This is a genomic window from Pseudomonas sp. WS 5410, assembly GCF_012985645.1.
Classification (GTDB): domain Bacteria; phylum Pseudomonadota; class Gammaproteobacteria; order Pseudomonadales; family Pseudomonadaceae; genus Aquipseudomonas; species Aquipseudomonas shahriarae.
The window spans coordinates 77,867-99,239 of record NZ_JAAQWS010000010.1 but is presented as its reverse complement, the minus strand read 5'-3'; the positions used below and the strand labels follow the sequence as shown (position 1 = coordinate 99,239).

22 protein-coding genes are annotated in these 21,373 nt (G+C 61.4%); 9 read left to right on the top strand and 13 right to left on the bottom strand.

Features of this window, described 5'->3' with window-relative positions; translation table 11 throughout:
• Nucleotides 1–35: 35 nt before the first annotated feature.
• The 3 genes from HBO24_RS16210 to HBO24_RS16200 form a co-directional block, all read right to left on the bottom strand.
• Nucleotides 36–1,049 (bottom strand): AI-2E family transporter, encoded by a 1,014-nt coding sequence (locus tag HBO24_RS16210; RefSeq protein ID WP_057958180.1) that lies wholly within the window; start codon nucleotides 1,047–1,049, stop codon nucleotides 36–38.
• Between the two features lie 197 nt (nucleotides 1,050–1,246).
• The gene (locus HBO24_RS16205) at nucleotides 1,247–1,546 is read right to left on the bottom strand and encodes a PsiF family protein (RefSeq protein WP_057437488.1); all 300 of its coding nucleotides are present in this window, start codon (nucleotides 1,544–1,546) and stop codon (nucleotides 1,247–1,249) included.
• A 71-nt stretch (nucleotides 1,547–1,617) separates the two neighbouring features.
• Nucleotides 1,618–2,406, bottom strand: coding sequence for a helix-turn-helix transcriptional regulator (locus tag HBO24_RS16200; protein WP_120734393.1), 789 nt, complete (start codon nucleotides 2,404–2,406; stop codon nucleotides 1,618–1,620).
• Nucleotides 2,407–2,503: 97 nt separating this feature from the next.
• Here HBO24_RS16200 and HBO24_RS16195 point away from each other — a divergent pair, with 97 nt between their 5' ends.
• On the top strand, nucleotides 2,504–3,376 hold the full coding sequence (locus HBO24_RS16195; protein ID WP_115127276.1) for a DMT family transporter: 873 nt from the start codon (nucleotides 2,504–2,506) through the stop codon (nucleotides 3,374–3,376).
• On the opposite strand, the gene HBO24_RS16190 is transcribed toward HBO24_RS16195, so the two are convergent.
• Nucleotides 3,373–4,263, bottom strand: coding sequence for a triacylglycerol lipase (locus HBO24_RS16190; protein WP_170059994.1), 891 nt, complete (start codon nucleotides 4,261–4,263; stop codon nucleotides 3,373–3,375). The genes HBO24_RS16195 and HBO24_RS16190 overlap by 4 nt on opposite strands.
• 175 nt (nucleotides 4,264–4,438) lie before the next feature.
• Here HBO24_RS16190 and HBO24_RS16185 point away from each other — a divergent pair, with 175 nt between their 5' ends.
• A complete protein-coding gene (locus HBO24_RS16185) occupies nucleotides 4,439–4,969 on the top strand; it encodes a ferritin-like domain-containing protein (protein WP_029297770.1) in 531 nt (176 codons plus the stop codon).
• A 132-nt stretch (nucleotides 4,970–5,101) separates the two neighbouring features.
• On the opposite strand, the gene HBO24_RS16180 is transcribed toward HBO24_RS16185, so the two are convergent.
• Nucleotides 5,102–7,171, bottom strand: coding sequence for an AsmA family protein (locus HBO24_RS16180; protein ID WP_057958176.1), 2,070 nt, complete (start codon nucleotides 7,169–7,171; stop codon nucleotides 5,102–5,104).
• Between the two features lie 367 nt (nucleotides 7,172–7,538).
• On the opposite strand from HBO24_RS16180, the gene HBO24_RS16175 reads away from it, so the two are divergent.
• Together HBO24_RS16175 and HBO24_RS16170 are read left to right on the top strand one after the other, a co-directional pair.
• A complete protein-coding gene (locus HBO24_RS16175) occupies nucleotides 7,539–7,958 on the top strand; it encodes a hypothetical protein (RefSeq protein WP_169959877.1) in 420 nt (139 codons plus the stop codon).
• Between the two features lie 152 nt (nucleotides 7,959–8,110).
• Complete coding sequence (locus tag HBO24_RS16170) at nucleotides 8,111–8,743, top strand: TetR family transcriptional regulator (RefSeq protein ID WP_057958175.1); 633 nt, start codon at nucleotides 8,111–8,113, stop codon at nucleotides 8,741–8,743.
• Between the two features lie 5 nt (nucleotides 8,744–8,748).
• Here the strand turns inward: HBO24_RS16170 and HBO24_RS16165 are convergent, their stop codons facing one another.
• Nucleotides 8,749–9,267, bottom strand: coding sequence for a C40 family peptidase (locus HBO24_RS16165; protein WP_057437473.1), 519 nt, complete (start codon nucleotides 9,265–9,267; stop codon nucleotides 8,749–8,751).
• A 342-nt stretch (nucleotides 9,268–9,609) separates the two neighbouring features.
• On the opposite strand from HBO24_RS16165, the gene ureE reads away from it, so the two are divergent.
• From ureE to HBO24_RS16140, 5 genes are all read left to right on the top strand, one after another.
• Nucleotides 9,610–10,110: an urease accessory protein UreE gene (gene ureE / locus HBO24_RS16160; RefSeq protein WP_057437471.1), complete on the top strand. Its 501-nt coding sequence runs from the start codon at nucleotides 9,610–9,612 to the stop codon at nucleotides 10,108–10,110.
• On the top strand, nucleotides 10,107–10,781 hold the full coding sequence (locus HBO24_RS16155; protein WP_170059993.1) for an urease accessory protein UreF: 675 nt from the start codon (nucleotides 10,107–10,109) through the stop codon (nucleotides 10,779–10,781). The genes ureE and HBO24_RS16155 overlap by 4 nt, the downstream gene beginning before the upstream one ends.
• Nucleotides 10,782–10,790: 9 nt before the next feature.
• Nucleotides 10,791–11,405 carry an urease accessory protein UreG gene (gene ureG, locus HBO24_RS16150; RefSeq protein ID WP_003217431.1) on the top strand — a complete coding sequence of 205 codons (615 nt, stop codon included), beginning with the start codon at nucleotides 10,791–10,793 and terminating at the stop codon, nucleotides 11,403–11,405.
• A 21-nt stretch (nucleotides 11,406–11,426) separates the two neighbouring features.
• Nucleotides 11,427–11,999, top strand: a complete 573-nt coding sequence (locus HBO24_RS16145) for a HupE/UreJ family protein (protein ID WP_170059992.1) — start codon at nucleotides 11,427–11,429, stop codon at nucleotides 11,997–11,999.
• 174 nt (nucleotides 12,000–12,173) lie between these two features.
• Nucleotides 12,174–13,295: an AGE family epimerase/isomerase gene (locus HBO24_RS16140; protein ID WP_057437461.1), complete on the top strand. Its 1,122-nt coding sequence runs from the start codon at nucleotides 12,174–12,176 to the stop codon at nucleotides 13,293–13,295.
• 120 nt (nucleotides 13,296–13,415) lie between these two features.
• On the opposite strand, the gene HBO24_RS16135 is transcribed toward HBO24_RS16140, so the two are convergent.
• The 7 genes from HBO24_RS16135 to HBO24_RS16105 all read right to left on the bottom strand — a co-directional run bounded on the left by HBO24_RS16135 (nucleotide 13,416) and on the right by HBO24_RS16105 (nucleotide 21,197).
• Nucleotides 13,416–14,321 (bottom strand): cation diffusion facilitator family transporter, encoded by a 906-nt coding sequence (locus tag HBO24_RS16135; protein WP_057437459.1) that lies wholly within the window; start codon nucleotides 14,319–14,321, stop codon nucleotides 13,416–13,418.
• 172 nt (nucleotides 14,322–14,493) lie between these two features.
• Nucleotides 14,494–15,258, bottom strand: coding sequence for an SDR family oxidoreductase (locus HBO24_RS16130; RefSeq protein ID WP_057437457.1), 765 nt, complete (start codon nucleotides 15,256–15,258; stop codon nucleotides 14,494–14,496).
• An 800-nt stretch (nucleotides 15,259–16,058) separates the two neighbouring features.
• Nucleotides 16,059–16,775 (bottom strand): ABC transporter ATP-binding protein, encoded by a 717-nt coding sequence (locus tag HBO24_RS16125; RefSeq protein WP_170059991.1) that lies wholly within the window; start codon nucleotides 16,773–16,775, stop codon nucleotides 16,059–16,061.
• Nucleotides 16,772–17,647 carry an ATP-binding cassette domain-containing protein gene (locus HBO24_RS16120; RefSeq protein WP_057437448.1) on the bottom strand — a complete coding sequence of 292 codons (876 nt, stop codon included), beginning with the start codon at nucleotides 17,645–17,647 and terminating at the stop codon, nucleotides 16,772–16,774. The genes HBO24_RS16125 and HBO24_RS16120 overlap by 4 nt, the downstream gene beginning before the upstream one ends.
• On the bottom strand, nucleotides 17,644–18,921 hold the full coding sequence (gene livM / locus HBO24_RS16115; protein WP_115127266.1) for a high-affinity branched-chain amino acid ABC transporter permease LivM: 1,278 nt from the start codon (nucleotides 18,919–18,921) through the stop codon (nucleotides 17,644–17,646). The genes HBO24_RS16120 and livM overlap by 4 nt, the downstream gene beginning before the upstream one ends.
• 2 nt (nucleotides 18,922–18,923) lie before the next feature.
• Nucleotides 18,924–19,838: a branched-chain amino acid ABC transporter permease gene (locus tag HBO24_RS16110; RefSeq protein WP_057437447.1), complete on the bottom strand. Its 915-nt coding sequence runs from the start codon at nucleotides 19,836–19,838 to the stop codon at nucleotides 18,924–18,926.
• 222 nt (nucleotides 19,839–20,060) lie between these two features.
• A complete protein-coding gene (locus HBO24_RS16105; protein WP_057437446.1) occupies nucleotides 20,061–21,197 on the bottom strand; it encodes a branched-chain amino acid ABC transporter substrate-binding protein in 1,137 nt (378 codons plus the stop codon).
• Nucleotides 21,198–21,373 lie beyond the last annotated feature (176 nt).

Genomic DNA, 21,373 nt, shown 5'->3' with positions numbered 1-21,373 from the left:
GGTGTGAGCCAAAGGCAGCCCCCTACCGCGGCTCTCTAAACCATCCCGCCCAGCTTCAATTCACTCTTCAAATACGCATAGTAGATCGGCCCCGCCACCACTCCCGGCAGGCCAAAGGCTGCCTCGAACACCAGCATCGCCAACAGCAACTCCCACGACTTGGCGCTGATCTGCCCGCCGACGATGCGCGCATTGAGGAAGTACTCAACCTTGTGGATCACGATCAGGTAGCCCAGCGCCGCCACCGCCACCCAGATCGACACCGACAACGCGACGATGGTGATCAGGGTGTTGGACATCAGGTTGCCGATCACCGGCAGCAGGCCCAGCAGGAAGGTGAGGACGATCAGGGTCTTGGTCAGCGGCAGGTGGATCCCCGCCAGCGGCAGCACCACCGCGAGGAATATCCCGGTGAAGATGGTGTTGAGGGCGGCAATTTTGATTTGCGCGAAGACAATGTTGCGAAAGGCCTGGACCAGCAGGTGCAGGCGGTCGAACAGCACGGCGGCCAGGGGTTTGCGCTTGGTCAGGTCGGGCACCCGCTGCAGGGCGATGATCGCCCCCAGGACCATACCGATCAGCAAGGTTACGAACATATGGGCGGCGTCTTTGCCCACCAGTTGCAGTTCGCTCAGGTGCTTGCTCAGCCATTCGCCGATGGCCACGCGAAACTCGGCGGCGCTGGCTGGCAGGTAGGCGTCGAGGAACGGCGGCAACTGGCCGCGCGCGCGGTCGACCACGCCCATGAATTTATCGAGGGAGGCCCCGGGGTTTTCCGCTTCGTGCAGCAGGAAACTGATGGCACCAGCGAAAATCAGGGTCAGCGCGCTGACAATCACAGTGCCAAGCAACGCCACCGCCAGCCAGCGCGCACGCCGGCCTTCGATCAGGCGTTGCAGCTGCGGGGTGAGCATGTTGACCAGTTCGAAAACCAGCAGGCCGGCCAACAGGCTGGGCAGCAGTTTTAACGGTAGGACCAGCAACAAGCCGCCGAAAATGATGATGTAGCTGGCCAGCAACAACACATGACGCTGAGAAAACGTTGGCATACAGCCTCTAAACGAACGGCGTTAAAGGATGGGCAGTCTGCCAGCCTTGGGACAATCAAGCGAGAAGTCTGATGGCTGTAAACGCCATCGACTGTGGGAGCGGGCTTGCCCGCGATGGCGCTGGCTCAGTCGATATCTCGCCGGCTGACACACCGCAATCGCGGGCAAGCCCGCTCCCACAGGGGTATTTAAGCGGGTCAGCCTTTGAGGCAGGTGCTCATAAAGGTTTTACGCGCATCGCCGGTCAGCGCCTTGGTTTTTGCCGACGCGTTGCAGTCCTTCATTTTTTGCTGCTGCGGGGTCAGGGTCTTGGCGTCGTTGGCGGCCGGGGCCGAGAGGCAGGTTTTCATGAAGGCCTTGCGCTCGTCGCCCTTCAAGGTCTTGGTCGAGGCTTCGGCATTGCAGGTGGTCATTTTGTTTTGCTGGGCAGTGGCCGCAAACCCTTGGGAACAGAGCAGCAGACCGATCATCAACAACGGAATACGCAACATCTTCATGGAGTTTTCTCCCTGTTACCACGCCGAGGGGCGCGGCCTCCCCTGCAGTGTAGACAAAGCCTGTTACACCTTCACCTGCTACGTAAGTTCGTTCGTCGATACTGCTCCGGCGTACAACCGGCCTGGCGCTGGAACATCGCAATAAATGCCGAGGCGGTGCTGTAGCCCAGGTCAAACGCCACTTCCTGCACGCTGCGCGTGCTTTCCAGGGCCTCGATGGCCGCCAGAAAGCGCAGGCGCTGACGCCACTCGCCAAAGCTCATGCCCAGTTCGCGCACAAACTGCCGGGCCAGGGTGCGCTCGCTGACATGCACCTGCTGCGCCCACAGCGCCAGCGCGCGGTTGTCCCCAGGATCGGCCTGCATGCCTTCAAGCACGCTGAGCAGGCCGGGGCTGCTGGCATACGGCAGGAAACAGTCATGCACCGGCGCCTGCTGGAGTTGGTCCACCAGCACCTGGGCCAGGCGCACGTCGGCCTCGTTGGCCGGGATGTTCACGTCGCGCTCGGCGAAATCACTGAGGATCGCCTTGAGGATGTTGCTGATGGTCAGGGTGCAGGGCTGCTTGGGCAACAGCTCGCACAACGACGGCGACAGGTACACCGAGCGGTAGACAATCGCCTGGGCATTGTAGGAACTGTGCTGGGTGTTGGGCGGGATCCACACCGCGTATTGCGGCGGCGACATAAACCGGTTGCCGCCCACTTCAAAGCGCATCACGCCACGGGCCGAGTAGTCCAGGGAGCCCCAGGCATGCTGATGGCGGGAGGCGCGGCTGTCGGCGGCAAATTCCGAGTAGCGGAAGTACACCGGGGCCGGTAGCACGTCGAAATCGGGCAGGTTGATGTAGGTCTTGGACATATTGTCTGGATACAAAGGCGGCTTGTCTGGATCAAAGTATAGGCTTCGATCCAGACAAAGGATAATCAACCCTCACTAACGTTCCTGGTTCCTTGCAATGCAATACGCTTATCCGCTGCTGGCCATCTTTATCTGGGCTGGCAATACCGTGGTCAACAAACTCGCCGTGGGCTCGATTTTTCCGGCCGAGATCGGTTTTTATCGCTGGCTGCTGGCGGCCATCCTGTTCACCCCGTTCATGCTCAAGCCGGTCATTGCCAACTGGGCATCGATCCGCCCCAACCTGGGCAAGATCGCTGTGCTCGGCGTGCTCGGCATGGCGGTTTACCAGAGCCTGGCGTACTACGCCGCGAGCCTGACCAGCGCCACCAATATGGGGATCATCCTGTCGCTGATGCCATTGATGGCCCTGACTGCAGCGATTATCAGCCTTGGCCAGCGCCTGACCTTCGGCGCCCTGACCGGGGCGGTACTGTCGTTTGCCGGGGTGGCGGTGGTGGTGTCGGCCGGCAGCCTCGGCGCGCTGCTGCAACACGGGGTGAACCTGGGTGACGCGATGATGTTGGTGGCCACCCTGGCATACGCGATCTACAGCACCCTGTTGAAAAAATGGCAGCTGCGCCTGCCGCCCCTGGTGCTCCTGTATTTGCAGGTGCTGGTGGCTGTGGTGGTGCTGTTTCCACTGTTCCTGGCCTCGGACAAGGTCGGCCTCGGCCCGTCGAATATTGGCCTGGTGGTGTACGCCTGCCTGCTGGCCTCGATGATTGCGCCGCTGGCGTGGATGCATTCGGTCAAGCAGTTGGGGCCGAGCCGGACCACGCTGTTTTTTAACCTGCTGCCGTTGATCACCGCGCTGATTGCCGCAGTGGTGCTCAAGGAACAGCTGGCGCTGTATCACCTGGTCGGCGGCGTACTGACACTGGGTGGGGTGATTTTGTCGGAGCGCTGGACGACGCCCGTAAGACGTTAAAGCCCGGCCGCCTTCAACCGCTGAGCATGCTCGACAAACAGGCGGATCGGCTCGGCCCCCTTGCCCACCAGGCCCAGCGACTGGTTGACGATATCGAAATGGTCCAGCGCATAGTCGTCACCGATCACCGTGCCCAAGTGTGAGCTGTAGCGCCCGACCATGCCGTCGCACTGGCCTTTCTCCTTGACGAAGGTCCGCGCAAACAGCCGGCAACTGCGGTTGGTGCCGTCCAGCAGGTTGCGCCCGCGATCGGTCTTGCCCGGCTGCAGGGTGCCGGACCAGGAGTAATAGCGCACACCGCCCACTTCCTCGGCGCCCTGCCCACCCCAGGTATCTGGCAGGCCCTGAGGGTACTGGCGATTGAACAGCGCCACACCCGCGCTGGTCAGCGACTGATGGGAGGCGTGGATATCCGCCGCAAAACGCGGGCCGCGATAGCCGGTTTCCAGAAGCCCCATCAGCACGCCCACCAGGCGCAACAGCGCACTCATGATCCGGCCCTTGGCGCTGTCGGCCGGGTAGTGGGTGTGCAGGTAGTCTGCCAACTCCGAGCCGTGATTGGGTCCCGCCACCGACGTCACCGAAGCCACCCATTCCGGGCGTTTGGCCGCTGCGTAACGGGCGGTGAGCGAGCCCTGGCTATGGCCGATCAGGTTGACCTTGTCGGCGCCGGTCTGGCGGCGTATCTGCTCGATCTGCACCAGCAACTGCTCGCCGCGCACCTCGCTGGAGTTGAGCGGCGCCACTTGCACCGCAAACACCTGCGCCCCGCCGGCACGCAAGGCCGGGATGATGCCGTACCAGTACGGGTACAGCAGCAACCGTACAAACCCGAGCATGCCTGGCACCAAAACCAGGGGATAACGTGTAGCCAATGTCTGCGTCATAGGGGCAAACGTCCTTGAAAGAGGCGATTAGGCTGATCCTAGACCAGCCCTGCCGCCACCGATATGACACCCGGCAACATCCGATAAAACTTTTTGCGCCGCGCAGCACTCACAACTTGGAGCGATCACGCCCCGAGAGTGTGGCGCAAAACCGGATTAGCCTCAGGAGATTGAAATGACTGACATGCATTTGTCTGACGTAAGCACCCTTCGCGAACGTGCACGCAAGAATGTGGAAAACGGCGCGGTGACCGAAGGCTACAGCGCCGACCGCGAAGAGATCCTGCGCCTGCTCAATGAGTCGCTGGCCACCGAACTGGTCTGCGTGCTGCGCTACAAGCGCCACTACTTCATGGCCAGCGGCCTGAAAGCCAGCGTCGCCGCCGATGAGTTCCTGGAGCACGCCAACCAGGAACTGGAACATGCCGACAAACTGGCCGAGCGCATCGTGCAACTGGGCGGCGAACCCGAGTTCAACCCGGACCTGCTGTCCAAGAACTCCCACGCGCAGTACGTAGCCGGCAAGACCTTGAAGGAAATGGTCTACGAAGACCTGGTGGCCGAGCGCATCGCGGTGGACAGCTATCGCGAGATCATCCAGTACATCGGCGAGAAAGACCCGACCACCCGCCGCATCTTTGAAGACATCCTGGCCCAGGAAGAAGAGCACGCTGACGATATGGCGGACATTCTCAAAGACCTGTAAGGCTGCCAGCACAGCTAACGACGGTGGGAGCGGGCTTGCTCGCGAGAGCGGTGTATCAGTCAGCATTTTAGCGACTGACCCACCGCTATCGCGGGCAAGCCCGCTCCCACATTGAGCTATCGGTTTCTTCAGTTAGCCTTTCACCGTTTTCGGTGCCTTGCCTTCCCGCATCTGCTGCAACAGCGGCACGCACTGGTTCGGCTCATCCCCACTCGGCGCCACCAGCGCCAGCAAGCCCGCCGCAGGGGCGACGATCACACCCAGCGCCACCATGCCTGCGCCACGCAACAACAGTGGCACCGTCTTGACCCCGGCATTGGGCTTGATAAACGGCCCGTTGACGTACAACGGCGAGCGCAGCGAGAACAGGCGAAAGCCCTTGGACTCTGGGCTGATCGTCAGGTCCAGCTGTTCGCTGGCCATGTTCGCGGTGCCGTCGATGTAGATGATCGCGTTCTCGGTATCGAACACAAACAGGCGGGTGGTGGCCAGGCCGGTCTTGATGCCGAAATCTGCCGCCGCGCAGTTGATCTTCACTTCCTTGTCGCCAAACAGTTTGCCGATCACATAGTTGCCCACGTTCAGCCCGGCGATTTCCATCAAGCCACGGCTGATCGCACCGTCGTTGATGAGCATTTTCAGATCGCCATTGGCACTGCCCAGCAACGCTGCCACCGAGTTGCCGCGCCCGGCGATATCGGCATCGCCATTGAGCTCGCCAAAGCTGGTCTTCATCGGTTCAAAGGTGGGGAACAGTTGCTTGAGCTTGAAGTTGCGCGCCGTCAGTTTCGCCCGGCCTTCCAGCGGGGTGATGCGGCCATTGAGGCGAATCTGCGCATCCAGCTTGCCGCCCGCCACGCCAAAGCGCAGGGGTTCGAGGCTCAGTTGGCCGTCGTTGAGCACCAGGTGCGTGTAGAGGTCGGTAAAGGGCAATTCGGCACTGTGGACGATGCGTTTGCCGGTGAACTCGACATCCGCGTCCATATCGCGCCAGCGCTCGGTGCGAAATTCCTCCACCGGCAACACCTTGGTCGCCGGTTGCTTGCTTTCACCGCCACGGGCTTTTTGCTTGGCATTGGAATCGGCACCGATCAGCGGCGCGAGGTCGGCCAGCAGCAGTTGATTGGACACCAGCGCGCCGCTGAGCTTGGGCCGTGGCTGGCTGGCGACATAGGCCAGGTCGCCGTGGATGTCGCTGTTGCCGATCTTGCCGTTGAAGTTCTCATAGCGGAACGACGCACCGCCGGCCTCCTGCAACTTGGCGATCAGGCGCCCATCGGTGGAATAGGCCGGCGAGTCCGGCAGGGTCACGCCGGTCAGTGGGTAAAGGTTGCCCAGGCTGGTGCCGGACAGTTTCAGGCGCAGGTCCAGGGCGCCGAGGTTCAGTGGGTCGGTCAGAGTGCCAGCCAGGGCAATACTGGTATCACCGATTTTCGCCTGGGCTTGCAGGGGGAATGGCTTGGCAGCGTCCTGCAGGGCCAGCAGCCCACCGATCTTGCCGCTGCCCGCGAGTTTCTGGCCGTGGTACTGGCCGCTGACCTTGAGGCCAAAGGCATAGTCCTGGGGTGTCGCGCCCTGCTCCAGGGCCTTTTTGGCATCGCGCTCGCCGACGATTTCGCTGAATGCGATGGGTTTGCCCAGGAGGTCGATCAGCACATCGAGACGGGTCTTGAGGGTCTGATCGTCGAGGGTCACGTGGCCCTTGTCGAAGCCAATGGCACCGATATCCACCACCCAGTTGGACGGTTCGGCATTCGGATCCTTGGGATCAAAGGTGAAGGTCCAGTTGGCGCGGCCATCGGCCAGGCGCTGCAACTCGGCGCTCGGTTCGGTCAGGTCGATGCGCGGGATCACCACGCGCTGGGCCAGCAAGGCCAAGGGCGAGATGCGCAGTTCAACGCGCTTGAGGGTGACCATCTGCGGTTTTTTCGACCACTCGGGGTTGCCCAGGCTCAGGTCTTCGGCCACCACATGGGGCCACGGCACCCAGGCGCGCCAACCGCCCTCGTCCGCCTCGCGCTGCCAGACCACCGCCAGGTTGCCATTGATGGCAAAGGCGCGATGCAGCTCTTCGGAGACTTTGGCATTGAGTTGCGGCTTGATCCGGTTCCAATCGAAGAACACCAGGATCAGTACCACTGCGGCGATCAGCAGGACGAAGCAAGCACTGCTCCAGGCGAGAATTTTACGAGTGCGCGTCATTGCACAGGGCTCCTGATTACGACTGCGCGTGCCACGGGCAACGCGCGCAAGGGCTAAAGCTTATATGGCTACGACTGGCAAATGGCCTGGGGGTTTAACCGCAGAGGGCAATTAGCAGTGAAAAGCGTTTTTTCTGACTAATCCGACAGCTTATTTCATCAATGACGCACCGTTGTTACCCACGCCCGTGTCGAAAATACCCACCTCGGTGCAAAAGCGCGTGCTTGAGAGCCGCGATTTAGAGCCTCGGCGCAGAACAATCAATTCTGTTGATTATTACCATTGCGTTTATGAACTTTTATATCGAGATATCGAGAGTAGCATTGGCTCCGTACCCACTTTATCGCCCTCCCAAGGAGCCACTCTCATGAAACGCCAATTACTGCTCAGTGTTGCACTCTCCGTCCTGGCCACCAGCGCTTTTGCCCTGCCAGCCACAGAACAAGCCATCCCACAAGCCAAGGCTGACGCCGCGCACATCAGCCAGACCGTTGCCGAAGGTGGCCGCGATCGCCTGGAACAGAAAGGTCTGGTTGAAGGCGGTTCCGACCGTCTGCAAGAGCGCAACGCCGTCGCCGAAGGCGGTCGCGATCGCCTGGAACAGAAAGGCCTGGTTGAAGGCGGTTCTGAGCGCCTGCAGAAACGTGAATTCGTAGCCGAAGGCGGCCGTGATCGCCTGGAACAGAAAGGTCTGGTTGAAGGTGGCTCGGACCGCCTGCAACAGCGCGAATTCGTTGCCGAGGGCGGCTCCGACCGTCTGGATGACATGCATAAAGCTACGAGCTAAGCCTGTGCCGGCCCTGAAAAAAGCCCGATCCCCAGTGATCGGGCTTTGACTTTGTGGGACCTACCCCCCTTTTGCCCTGTTTCAAGTTCGACGCCGGTAAAGTTGTTTTGCTAGAGTGCGTCGCTGTCCTTGTCTACAAAGCCCAGCTGCCAATGCTCCCCCGCGCCGAACAGAAGCAACAGACCCGCCTTGCCTTGATGGACGCAGCCCGCCATCTGATGGAGGGTGGCCGTGGGTTTGGTAGCCTGAGCCTGCGTGAAGTGGCAAAGAGCGCCGGCATCGTGCCCACCGGTTTTTACCGTCACTTTGCCGATATGGACCAACTGGGCCTGGTGCTCGTCAGTGAGGTCGGCCAGACCTTCCGCGCCACCATCCGCCTGGTACGCCACAACGAATTCGTCATGGGCGGCATCATTGATGCCTCGGTGCGGATCTTTCTCGATGTGGTAGCGGCCAACCGTTCGCAATTCCTGTTCCTGGCCCGCGAGCAATACGGCGGTTGCCTGGCCGTGCGCCAAGCCATCGGCGCGCTGCGCGAGGACATCACCTCGGACCTGGCAGCCGACCTGACGCTGATGCCCAAGCTCCAGCACCTGGATGCCGACGGCTTGCATGTGATGGCCGACCTGATCGTCAAGAGCGTGTTCGCCACCCTGCCCGACATCATCGACCCGCCCGCCGCCGCCCTGCCGCCGCATCTCACGCCCCAGGCCAAGATCACCCAGCAACTGCGCTTCATCTTTATCGGCCTCAAGCACTGGCAAGGCCTGGGCAGCACCGAGTAGCGCGGTCAACGCACCGTGTGAAAACGCTTGGCGGTGGTGTAGTTCTTCTTCCAGTAGTTGTTGGCCAGGGAGTCGATGCGGATGCTCTTGCCCTTGCGCGGCGAATGAATGAACTTGCCCTCACCCACATAAAGGCCGACATGGCCGACCTGGCTGCTGCCATTGGCCTTGAAAAACACCGCATCGCCGGGCTGCAGCGCATCACGCTTGATCGTCGCCGCCGTTGACCGGTGCATCGCCGCCGTGGTGCGCGGGATGACAATATTGGCCTCGGTCTTGAACAGATAGACCAACAAGCCACTGCAATCGAACCCCTGCTCCTGGGAGCTGCCGCCCCACGTGTACGCGGTGCCCAGCAACTCATGGGCGCGGTCGACCACACTCTCGATGGTGGGTTGCGGCACGGCCTGCAACGATGAACTGAAAGGGGCCAGGGAAGTGGTGCGCTTATTGAAGTTGGCCGAGGCCGATGAGGTGATGCCAAACAGACCGACCATGACTACACATAAAAATGACTTAAACATGAGGAACGTCGCAATGGATTAAACACGGGGGCGAAATCCTAGTGAAACGACGCGTAGAAATATGAACGAGGAATCCCCTATGCGCGTAGGAGCAATCCCAAATCAACCCTGGGACAAGTAGCTGAAGGAAACGCCCTGCAAAACACCTGGCGGGCTCCGCCAAAATCGCCCAATTCAGGTGCTTGCGCAGCCCCTGACGCACCACAATGAATCACTCCCTCACCACCCCCTCGCCCCGTTTAGTGGCGCAACGCCCCAGACCTACGGCGTTTTCCTACGTCCAGCAGGGTTGGCAAGCCCCTTGCTCTAGCCTGTTTATCGCTCATAGCTGGAAGCTTCCTGATGCTGGTGATCCACCGCCGAATCGCCCCCCAACCCACCTGGGCCGCAGAGTTGCTGCTGAACTTCGAAGCCCGCAGCAAAAGCCGCCTGCGCTGTTTCAGTGCCGAGGGAGAAGACGTCGGCCTGTTTCTGGAGCGCGGTCAGCCGCCGCTGCACGATGGGGAATTCCTACAGGCTGAAGACGGACGTGTCGTACGTGTCTGCGCGCGCCCTGAACAACTGCTGCACGTGACCTGCAGCAGCGCGTTCGAGCTGACCCGCGCGGCCTATCACTTGGGCAACCGCCATGTGGCCCTGCAAGTGGGTGACGGCTGGCTGCGCCTGCTTGATGACTACGTGCTCAAGGCCATGCTCGAGCAATTGGGGGCCCATGCCGAAACCCTCGAAGCACCGTTCCAGCCCGAGCACGGCGCCTACGGTGGCGGTCATCATCACTCACGCCACGGTGACGAAGACTTCAACTACCCGCCCAAACTGCATCAGTTCGGCGTGCGCCTGTGAATCCGGCCTGGGCGCTGTTGCGTCTGGCCAGTCCGCAATTGCCGATTGGCGGCTACAGCTATTCCCAGGGCCTGGAAATGGCCGTGGACAATGCCCGTGTCAGCGATGCCGACAGCGCCCGACGCTGGATCAGCGACCAACTGCTACTCAACCTCGCACGCTTCGAAGCGCCGCTGTTGCTTGCCCATTGCCAGGCCGCCGCCGACCAGGACTGGACGCGCCTGCGCCAGCTCTGCGAAGAGCATCGTGCCAGCCGCGAAACCCGCGAACTGTTCCAGGAGAGCCGGCAAATGGGCTACTCCCTGCAACAACTGCTCAACGGTCTGCCGGAACTGGATGACGCAGCGCGCCGCTTTCTCGACGCCACCCCCGAACCCCACCTGGCCCTGGGCTGGGCACTTGCCGCGCGCGCCTGGGCGATCAGCCCCGAGGATGCCCTGGCTGCCTGGCTGTGGAGCTGGCTGGAAAACCAGTTGGCGGTGCTGATGAAGACCCTGCCCCTGGGCCAGCAGGCCGCCCAACGCCTGACCAGCGAGCTGCTGCCGTTGCTGCAACAAGCCCAGCAGGACGCCCGCCAGTGCGATCCCCATCACGTTGGCAGCGCCGCGTTCGGCCTGTCCCTGGCATGCATGGCCCACGAGCGCCAGTACAGCCGCCTGTTCCGTTCCTAGGAGAAACCCATGAACACACAACCCCTGCGCGTCGGTATCGGCGGCCCCGTTGGCTCCGGCAAGACCGCCCTGACCCTGGCGCTGTGCCTGGCCCTGCGTGATCGCTACAACCTGGCGGTGGTCACCAACGACATCTATACCCGCGAAGACGCCGACTTCCTGGTGCGCAACCAGGCCCTGGCACCCGAGCGCATCATCGGCGTAGAAACCGGCGGCTGCCCGCACACGGCGATTCGCGAAGACGCGTCGATCAACCTCGAAGCCGTGGATCAACTGAACCGGCGCTTCCCAGGCCTGGACCTGATCCTGGTGGAGTCGGGCGGCGACAACCTGTCGGCCACCTTCAGCCCCGAGCTGTCGGACCTGACCATCTATGTGATCGATGTGTCGGCCGGCGACAAGCTGCCACGCAAGGGCGGGCCGGGGATCTGCAAGTCGGACCTGTTGGTGATCAACAAGATCGACTTGGCGCCGCTGGTCGGCGCCTCGCTGGAACTGATGAACAGCGACACCCAGCGCATGCGCGGCGGCAAGCCGTTTGTCTTCAGCAACCAGAAAACCGGCGTCGGCCTGGAAGAAATCGTCGCCTTTATCGAACGCCAGGGCCTGCTGACCGCAGCCTGATCCCCTACCAAGGAGCTGTTTATGAGCCTCAACAAACTGTTTGCCGCCGCCACCCTGCTACTGATCCCAGCCCTGGCCTTTGCCCATCCGGGCCACGGCGACAATGGCCTGGTGGCCGGCATCAGCCATCCCCTCGGCGGGCTGGACCATCTGCTGGCGATGCTGGCCGTCGGCCTATGGGCGGCGCAGCAACAAGGGGCGGCGCGTTGGGCGCTACCGTGTACGTTTGTCGGCACCATGCTGCTCGGCGGCGTGCTGGGGTTTGAAGGGTTGGCCTTGCCGGCCCTGGAAAGCGGGATTGCCGCGTCGGTACTGGCCCTGGGCCTGGCGGTGGCCTTGGCGATTCGCCCGCCGGTGGCGCTGGCCGTGGCCGCAACAGCGGTGTTTGCCCTGTTCCATGGCGTGGCCCATGGCCTGGAACTGCCGGACATGACCAGCCCTTGGGCGTATGCAGCCGGGTTTGTCGGGGCGACGGCGGTGCTGCACGCGGCCGGGTATGCGCTGGTGCGCTTCTTGCCGGCTGCGGCGGCGCCGCTGGTGCGGCTGGCGGGCGCGGCTTCGGCGGCGACGGGGGCCTGGTTGCTGGCGGGCTGAGCCTTGCGGTGCCTGTAAGGGATTCATCGCAGGCAAGCCAGCGCCCACATTTGAAGGGGTTCACACTTCAAAAATGGGGAGCGGGCTTGCCCGCGATAGCGCTCGCACAGACACCACTGTTCTCAAGCCTGCTACCATGCGCGGCAAACACCCCTGCCGTGACGACGCCAGCCGATGCCCATCGCTCCAAGCTCCGCCCACAAGCCTCAATTGAACGCCGTGCTCACGCACTTCAACGACCTGATCGTGCCGCTCTGGCAGGGTCCGGGCTGGAATGCCGAGCTGGCGTTGCCCTATGAGGCGCTGGACGCCGACCATCGCCCCTTGCCCCCGCAACGCTACCGCGCCATGGCCTGTGCCCGGCAGTTGTATGTGTTTGCCAGCCTGATCGGCGAGCCAGGCAAAGCGTTTGCGCAAGAGCGCGCTGCGGCGTTGTTTCGCTCGCTGCAACGGCACTTCCATGACGCCGAACACGGTGGCTGGTTCTACAGCATCGACCCCCACGGCAATCCGCTGGACCAGCGCAAAGACCTCTACACCCACGCGTTTATCATCTTCGCCTGCGCCCATTACTGGGCCAAGGTCCGCGAGCCGTTGGTGGAGTCGGTGCTCAATGCCGCCCTGGAAGTAGTCGCCGAGCGCTTTGCCACGGGCGACGGCCTGTATGAGGCGGTCCTGGAGCGTAACTGGTCGTCCCTCAAGTCCGGGCCGCTGCAGAACCCGCTGATGCACCTGGCCGAAGGCTTCCTCGCCACCCTCGCGGTGCGTGAAGACGCGGCGGTGCAACAGGCCCTGCTGGCACTGGCGACGGCCATGCAACAGCGCTTTATCGAGCGCCAGCATGGCGTGATGATGGAGAAACCCCTGGGCGCTGTGGATAACTGGTTCGAGCCAGGGCATCAGTTTGAATGGTTCTTCCTGCTGGAGTCCTCGCCCCTGCTGCGCGGCACTGCGCTGCATGCCTCGCTGAGCCGGGCATTTGCCTATGCCGAGCAAACCGGTGTGGATAACCTCACTGGCGCCGTCAGCGGCATGTTGGCACTGGACGGCAGCGTGCGTGACGCCACCCAGCGCATCTGGGCCCAGGCCGAGTACCTGCGGGCACTGACCTTGCGCCCGGGCAGCGCGGCGGTGCTGGAGCGACAGTTGCTGGCGTTGCAGCAGCACTTCCTGCATGCCAGGGGCTGGAATGAGTGCCTGGATGCCAAGGGTGAGGTGAGCCGGCGGGATATGCCGTCGACTACGCCTTACCATTTGGCTACCTGCTATCAGGGGTTGAGCGAGTTTCTCGGCTGATTTTCCCGGCCCCATCGCAGGCAAGCCAGCTCCCACACTTGAACGGGTTCCATCGTTGGAACGCAGTCGAATGTGGGAGCTGGCTTGCCTGCGAGAGCCTCACCTCGGTCTAACGGCCGATCACGCAATCCACTTGCGATCCCCAGTAAAACTGATCGTCAGCCATCGCGCCTTGTCCGGCGCGCCCAGCCCTGTGGATATCTCTTCGCGTAGCCCGTCGAGCGTCGCGACCTTATCCACCGGGTAATCGGCCGGCAACACCACATGGATCTCGATAAACCGCGCCCGCCCGTGTTTCTGCACGTAGGACACGTAGTCCTCGAAACCATGCCGGGCCTGGGCCGCATCCATCACTTCGCGCACCTTGTCGTCCAACTGGTCCGGGGCAATCCCCAGCACGTCACGCAAGGCCGGACGCAGGATCTTCAAGGCCGGCGCCAGCATGCTCAGGGCCAGCAGGATCAGGATCAAGGGGTCGACATACACCGCCCACTCGCCGTAGCCCTGGGACTTGAGCAACAACGCGGCCAGGAAGCTCACCAGCAGGCCCACGGAGAGCATCGCGTCCACCAACCAACTGATGTTGTCGAACTGGATCAGCGACGACTGCAGCTTGCGGTTGCGGTGGCGCACATAGAAGAAATAGGCGAACTCGACCACGGTAAACACCGCGGCGTAGATGATCACCAGCCCCAACTCGATCTCGCGCCCGCCATTGATAATGCCGAACACCCCGTTGAGAAACGCGTAGATGGCGATCAACAGCAGGAAACTGCCCTCGATCAGCAACACCATGGGTTCCAGGTGCCAGTAGCCGAACTGGAAGCGGTCATTGCTTTTCTTGGCGATCAGCTTGGCCGTGATCAGCATCAGCACCTTGATAAAGGTCGCGATCAGCGAGAAAAAGCCATCGAATAAAATGGATTGGGCGCCTGATATCACACCCGTGACAATCCCGGCGATCGCCACGGCGAACATCAGGATGGTCGATTGTTTGAGCAGTGCCTGCTCACCTCGGTTACTCACATATCCTCCTGTCAAAACCTTTAAACCGCTGGTTGCGGTGGGGTTTTCAGGAGTGGAGTGTACCTTATGTCGCCTTTTGGCCGATTTGCCGCCTTCGCCGGCAACCCCGGCTCCCCCATTTGATTGCATTTCAGAAGAGGGAGCCGCGCTGCAGGCGGCGCGGTGCTAAGCCTTATTTAGCCCCACGCTCAATCGCAAACCCAGCCCAGGTCTGGCTGACCGGCATCAGCTCCAGGCGGTTGATGTTCACATGCGCCGGGGTGTTCATCACCCAGAAGATGGTGTCAGCAATATCTTGCGGCTGGATCGGCTCGGCGCCCGCATAGGTGGCGTCGTAACGCGCCTGGTCACCGCCGAAGCGCACCAGGGAGAACTCGCTCTCGCACAGGCCCGGCTCGATGTTGGTCACGCGTACGCCGGTGCCTTGCAGGTCGCAGCGCAGGTTCAGGGAGAACTGTTTGACGAACGCCTTGGAGCCGCCATACACGTGGCTGCCCGGGTACGGGTAGTTACCGGCGATGGAGCCCAGGTTGATGATCCCGGCGCCACGACCATGGGCGATCAGGCGCGGCAGCAGCAGGCTGGTGGTGGTCAGCAGGCCCTTGATGTTGGTGTCGACCATGGTTTCCCAATCGTCGAGGCTGCACTTGGGCGCCGGGTCGGTGCCCACGGCCAGGCCGGCATTGTTGATCAGCCCACGCAGTTTGCTGAACGATGGCGGCAGGTTGGCAATTGCCTCTTCCATGCCCTTGCGATCACGCACGTCCACCACCAGGCCATGCACCTCGGTCTGCTTGGAAAGCTCTTCGACCAGGGCATTCAAGCGCTCGGCACGCCGGCCGGTGAGCACCAGTTTCCAGCCAGCCTCGGCAAAGCGACGGGCACAGGCTTCGCCGAAACCTGAAGTTGCGCCAGTAATAAACAGCGTGTTGGACATGGTGTTCTCCTTGCGGGCATCGGGAAAAAATCAGCCAGCAGAATGCCCTTACGCCGCCGTTGCGGCAACCGCTATGCACATAACGTCATGCACACCTGATCATTTTTTAATCACTCCAGGTAAAGCCTTATAAACCGTGGCCTGCAGCCATATGCGCGCAGGTTATCCACAGCTGCGCCCACAGTCTTTGGGGGCAAGTACAAAACCCTCCAGGCCGCTATATACAAGGCTTTCAGGGCGATTCAAAAAGTTTTTTGCTTGACCTTGGGCGGGCCATATGTAGGCCCCTGCGGGAGGATGAGTCGGGATGCATGGCTCCAGGCCAGTAAATCCGGCCTCTACACCAGTCTTTCCAGAGTTTAACCACAGACTTATCCACAGGCTTGAATGTCATGTTTCGGTCATATACCTGTGTCTATGAACAGGTTGACAAAACCTGCGACACTCCACAAAAAAGCCCCTGATCAAAAAACAACCATAGCGCTACAGGCCGCGTAGATAAAGGCTTGCAGCCAGCTACTCCCATGTTACCCACAGCCGGTTCCACAGTGGATGGGGACAAGTCATTTGTGTGACAAAACAGGGATTTGCGGCGGCTATATGTCGCGCTTGAGGAGGTGTGTGGATTTGTTTTCCACAATTTGCCGGAGGGCCTGTGGACGACCGAAAAATGCAGGCGCCCGCTGATCGTTCCCACGCTTCGCGTGGGAATGCCGCCAAGGACGCTCTGCGTCCCAAAGCGTGACGCGGAGCGTCACAGGATGCGCTCCCACGCGGAGCGTGGGAGCGATCAGGCCGGGTTAGTGCCCACCGAGGTAGGCGTTGCGCACTTCCTCGTTCACCAGCAACTCCTTGCCGGTGCCGGTCAAACGGATTTCGCCGTTGACCATCACATACGCCCGGTCAGACAGGCGCAACGCATGGTTGGCGTTCTGCTCCACCAGGAAGATGGTCATCCCGGTGGCGGCCAGCTCGCGCAAGGTGGCGAAGATCTGCTTCACCACAATCGGCGCCAGCCCCAGGCTCGGCTCATCGAGCAGCAACAGCTTGGGTCGGCTCATCAATGCCCGGGCAATGGCGAGCATTTGCTGTTCGCCACCGGACATGGTCATCGCCCGCTGGTTACGCCGCTCCTTGAGCCGTGGAAACAGCTCGAACATGCGCTGCATATCTTCGCTGGCGTGCTTGTCGCCAATGGGGATGGTGCCCATCAGCAGGTTTTCCTCGACGGTCATGTCCGGGAACACCCGCCGCCCTTCCGGGGACTGGGCGATGCCGTTGGAGGCGATGTAGTGGGACGACTTGTGGGTGATGTCCACGCCCTGGTAGAGGATCTGCCCGAACTCGGCGCGCGGCTGGCCGAAGATCGACATCAGCAGCGTGGACTTGCCCGCGCCGTTGGAGCCGATCAGGCTCACCGTTTCACCTTCGTCGATGTGCAGCGAGACTTTTTTCAGGGCCTGGATCGGGCCGTAAAACACGTCCAGGTCCTTCATTTCGAGGATAGGCGTACTCATACCAACTCCTCTTCATCGGCGCCCAGGTAGGCCGCAATCACTTTCGGGTCGTTACGGATCGCGTCCGGCCCGCCCTCGGCGATGACGTTGCCGTGGTCCAGCACCACGATGTGGTCGGAAATACTCATCACCATGCCCATGTCGTGTTCAATCAGCACCACTGTGAGGTCGTGTTCGTCGCGCAGCAGGCGAATCATCGCGCTGAGGGCTTCGGTTTCCTGGGGGTTGAGGCCCGCTGCCGGTTCGTCCAGGCAGATGATCTGCGGCCGGGTGCACATGGCACGGGCAATTTCCAGGCGGCGCTGCTGGCCGTAGGAAAGCTCGCCGGCCAGGCGGTTGGCACAGTCCACCAGGTCCACTACTTCCAGCCAGTAAAAGGCGTGGTCCAGTGCATCGCTTTCTGCCTTGCGGTAGCCCTTGGTGTTGAGAATGCCCGCCAGCATGTTGCGGTTGACCCACATGTGCTGGGCTACCAGCAGGTTTTCCACCACCGACATTTCCTTGAACAGGCGAATGTTCTGGAACGTACGGGCCAGGCCGGCACGGTTCACCAGGTGGGTGCCGCCGAACATCTTGTAGTACACCCGGCTGAAAAAGCTCTTGGGCGACACGAAGTCGGTGGGCTTGAAGCGCTCGCCGAGCAACTGGATCACGTTGGTCTGCTTGCCACGGATATTGAGTTCGATCTTGCCGCCGCTGGCCGTGTAGAAGCCGGTCAGGCAGTTGAACACCGTGGTCTTGCCGGCGCCGTTGGGGCCGATCAGGGCGAAGATCGAGTTGCGTTCGACCTTGAGGCTCACATCGCTCAAGGCCTTGATGCCACCGAAGTGCATCATCAGGTGTTCCACGTTGAGGACCACTTCCTTGCTCATGGCGCTACCCCCTTGCGTGGTGTCACACCGGCACGGCTGATCCGGATCAGGCCACGCGGTCGCCAGATCATCATCACCACCATCAACACGCCAAACAGCAGCACACGGTACTCGGAGAAGCTACGCAGCAGTTCAGGCGCCACGGTCAGCACGAACGCGGCAATCACCACGCCCACCGTCGAGCCCATGCCGCCCAGTACCACGATGGCGAGGATCAATGCCGACTCGAAGAAGGTGAACGAAGACGGGTTGACGAAGCCCTGGTAGCTGGCAAAGAACACCCCGGCCAGACCGGCCGTGGAGGCGCCGATGGTGAAGGCCGAGAGTTTGACCAGCACATGGTTCAGGCCCATGGAGCGGCAAGCGATCTCATCTTCACGCAGGGCTTCCCAGGCGCGACCCACTGGCATGCGGGTCAGGCGGTGCTTGATGTACAGCACGGCCAGCACCACCAGGAACAGCACGATGTAAATGAACAGGAATTTCACGTTGGGGTTGTAGGCGATGCCGAAGAACTCATGGAACGGCACCCCGCCTTCTTTGGCGCGGCGGCCGAACTCCAGGCCGAGGAAGGTCGGCGATGGCACCGGCATACCGTTCGGCCCGCCGGTAAACGACAGCCAGTTGTTGAGCACCAGGCGGATGATTTCACCGAAGCCCAGGGTCACGATGGCCAGGTAGTCACCGTGCATTCGTAACACCGGGAAGCCGAGTATGCACCCCGCCAACGCGGCCGCAATGGCCGCCAGCGGCAACACCGTCCAGAACCCCAGCCCGAGGTATTGGTACCCCAGGGCCAGGCCATAGGCGCCGATGGCGTAGAACGCCACGTAACCCAGGTCAAGCAACCCGGCCAGGCCCACCACGATGTTCAGGCCCAGGCCCAGCAACACGTAGATCAGCCCGAGGATCACCACGGTCAGCAGGTATTTGTTGGCAAAAAACGGAAAGACAATGGCGATCACGATCAGCGCCGGGATGATCCAGCGCAGCCGCGACTTGTAGTCCGGCGCCAGCACATGCACCCCGGAGCCCGAGCTTTCAAAGCCCTGGAGGATCTTCAAGCCCTTGGGCGTTTGCAGGAACAGGCTCATGACCAGCCGCCCGGCCATGACGATGGCGACCAGCAAGCCCACGCGGGCCGGCTCCAGGTTGAAGCTGTAGCCGTCCAGGACCACACCGACGATAGGGCCGAACACGATCAGGGAAATCAGCCCGGCGAGGACCGCATCGACCACACTTTTCTTGATATCAATAGACTTGGCAGCAGACATGTTTACACCTTCGCCACGAGAGGGCGACCAAGCAGGCCCTGGGGACGGAAAATCAGAATCACCACCAGCAGGGAGAAACTGAACACGTCTTTGTAGTCAGAGTTGATCAACCCCGAGAACAGCGACTCGGAAATCCCCAGGATGATCCCGCCCAGCATCGCCCCAGGCAGGGAGCCGATGCCGCCGAGTACCGCTGCGGTAAATGCCTTGATGCCGATGATAAAGCCGGCATAGAAGTCGAACGTGCCGTAGTTCAGGGTAATCAGCACACCGGCCAGGGCCGCCATGGCGGCACCGATGACAAACACGTAGGAAATCACGCGGTCGGTGTTGATCCCCAGGATCGAGGCCATCTTGCGGTCTTGCTGGGTCGCACGGCACATGCGGCCGAGCTTGGTGTACTTGATGATGTAGGTCAGCAGCGCCATACCGGCAAAGGCTGCGACCAGAATAAACACCTTGGTGTAGGTCAACTGGACGAACCCGGTGCCGATATCGACGCGCCAGGCGCCGGCCAGCAGAGTGGGAATGCCTTGTTGCTTGGCGCCCTGGGCGATCTGCGCGTAGTTCTGCAGGATCAGCGAAATCCCGATGGCGCTGATCAGCGGGGCCAGGCGCGTGGAGTTACGCAACGGTTTGTAGGCGACACGCTCGATGACCCAACCGTAGACGCCCGTGACGACAACGGTGAACACCAGGGTGCCAAGAATGAGCAGCGGGAAGGATTCGAGGCCGAAGTAAGCCAGCAGTGCCAGACTGATCGCCGCGAGGTAAGCGGAAATCATATAAACCTCGCCGTGGGCGAAGTTGATCATGCCAATGATGCCATAGACCATTGTGTAGCCGATGGCGATCAGGCCATAGACCGACCCGAGGGTCAGACCGTTGACCAGTTGCTGCAGGAAAATACCATCCATAACGCAATCTCACGCGGTGAGAACCTGCACACCGTGGGGTGTGCGGTCCTTCTGGAGGAAAAGACAGATCTGGTGCCGGACGCAATGGCCCGGGCAACCGCGATCCAGTGTGGGAGCTGGCTTGCCGGCGATAGCGGTCTCACATTCAACACAGGTGCTGGCTGTCAGTCCGTCATCGCGGGCAAGCCCGGCTCCCACAAGGGGTCGGTGGTGGCTGGTTGATTACTTCTGCTTTTCCAACTGGTGGTATTTGCCGTCCTTGTCCCACTGGTACACCACGTAGTCGGAGACTTTCAGGTCACCCTTGGTATCCCATTCTTTCTTGCCCATCACGGTTTGCACCGGGTTGGCCTTGAGCCACTTGGCTGCATCTTCGCCCTTGTTGGACTTGGCGCCGTTGAAGCCGGCGGCCAGGGCCTGGATCGAGGCGTAGGCGTACAGGGTGTAGCCTTCAGGCTCGGTGCCATTTTTGCGGAACTCTTCCACCACGGCCTTGCTGTCTGGCAGCAGGCGCGGGTCGGCGCCGAAGGTCATGTAGACGCCATTGACGTACTGCGCACCACCGGCGGTCGCCACCAGTTCGTCGGTCACGACACCGTCGTCGGACATGAACTTGACGTCGTTGAGGCCGGCTTCACGGATCTGGCGTACCAGTGGACCGGCTTCCGGGTGCAGGCCGCCGAAGTACACAACGTCGGCACCCAGCGAGCGGATCTTGGTGACCAGGGCGCTGAAGTCTTTTTCGCCACGGGTCAGGCCTTCTTCCAGCACCGGCTTGACGCCGCGCTTGGTCAACTGGGCGGCGGTGGCATCGGCCAGGCCTTTGCCGTAGGTGTCCTTGTCGTTGATGACCGCGACTTTCTTACCCTTGAGCACGTCGACGATGTAGTCGCCGGCCACGATGCCTTGCTGATCGTCACGCCCGCACATACGGAACATGGCCGCCAGGCCACGCTCGGTCACTTGTGGGTTGGTGGAGCCTGGAGTGATAGCGATGATGCCCGCTTCGTCGTACACCTCGGAGGCTGGAATGGTGTTGGACGAGCAGAAGTGGCCGACCACGCCGATCACTTTGTCCTGGTCGGCCAGGCGGTTGGCCACGGCCACGGCCTGCTTGGGTTCGCACGCATCGTCACCGGCCACCAGCTTGATCTGTTCGCCGTTGATCCCGCCCGCCTTGTTGATCACATCGGCTGCCGCCTGGGCACCTTTCATGTACTGCTCACCGAAGGCTGCGTTGGCGCCCGTCATCGGCCCCGCCACGCCAATCTTCACATCAGCTTGAACAAACGTAGAAACACCCAGCGCGGCAGCTACCGCGAGGGCCAGGAAACCTTTCTTGTAAAACGTCTGGGACATGAGTGGTGCTCCGAGTTTTTTGTTGAATGGGCACTGCAATTTCACTTCAAACTTTCACTTGAAACTTTCACCGGAAAGCTGAGAGCAAGCGGCGTGCCATTGCGTTTTTATATTTCAAAAAGACACGGTGTCATTGTTATTACAGGCGTTTCGGTGCCTTTTTGCCGGGACGTGCA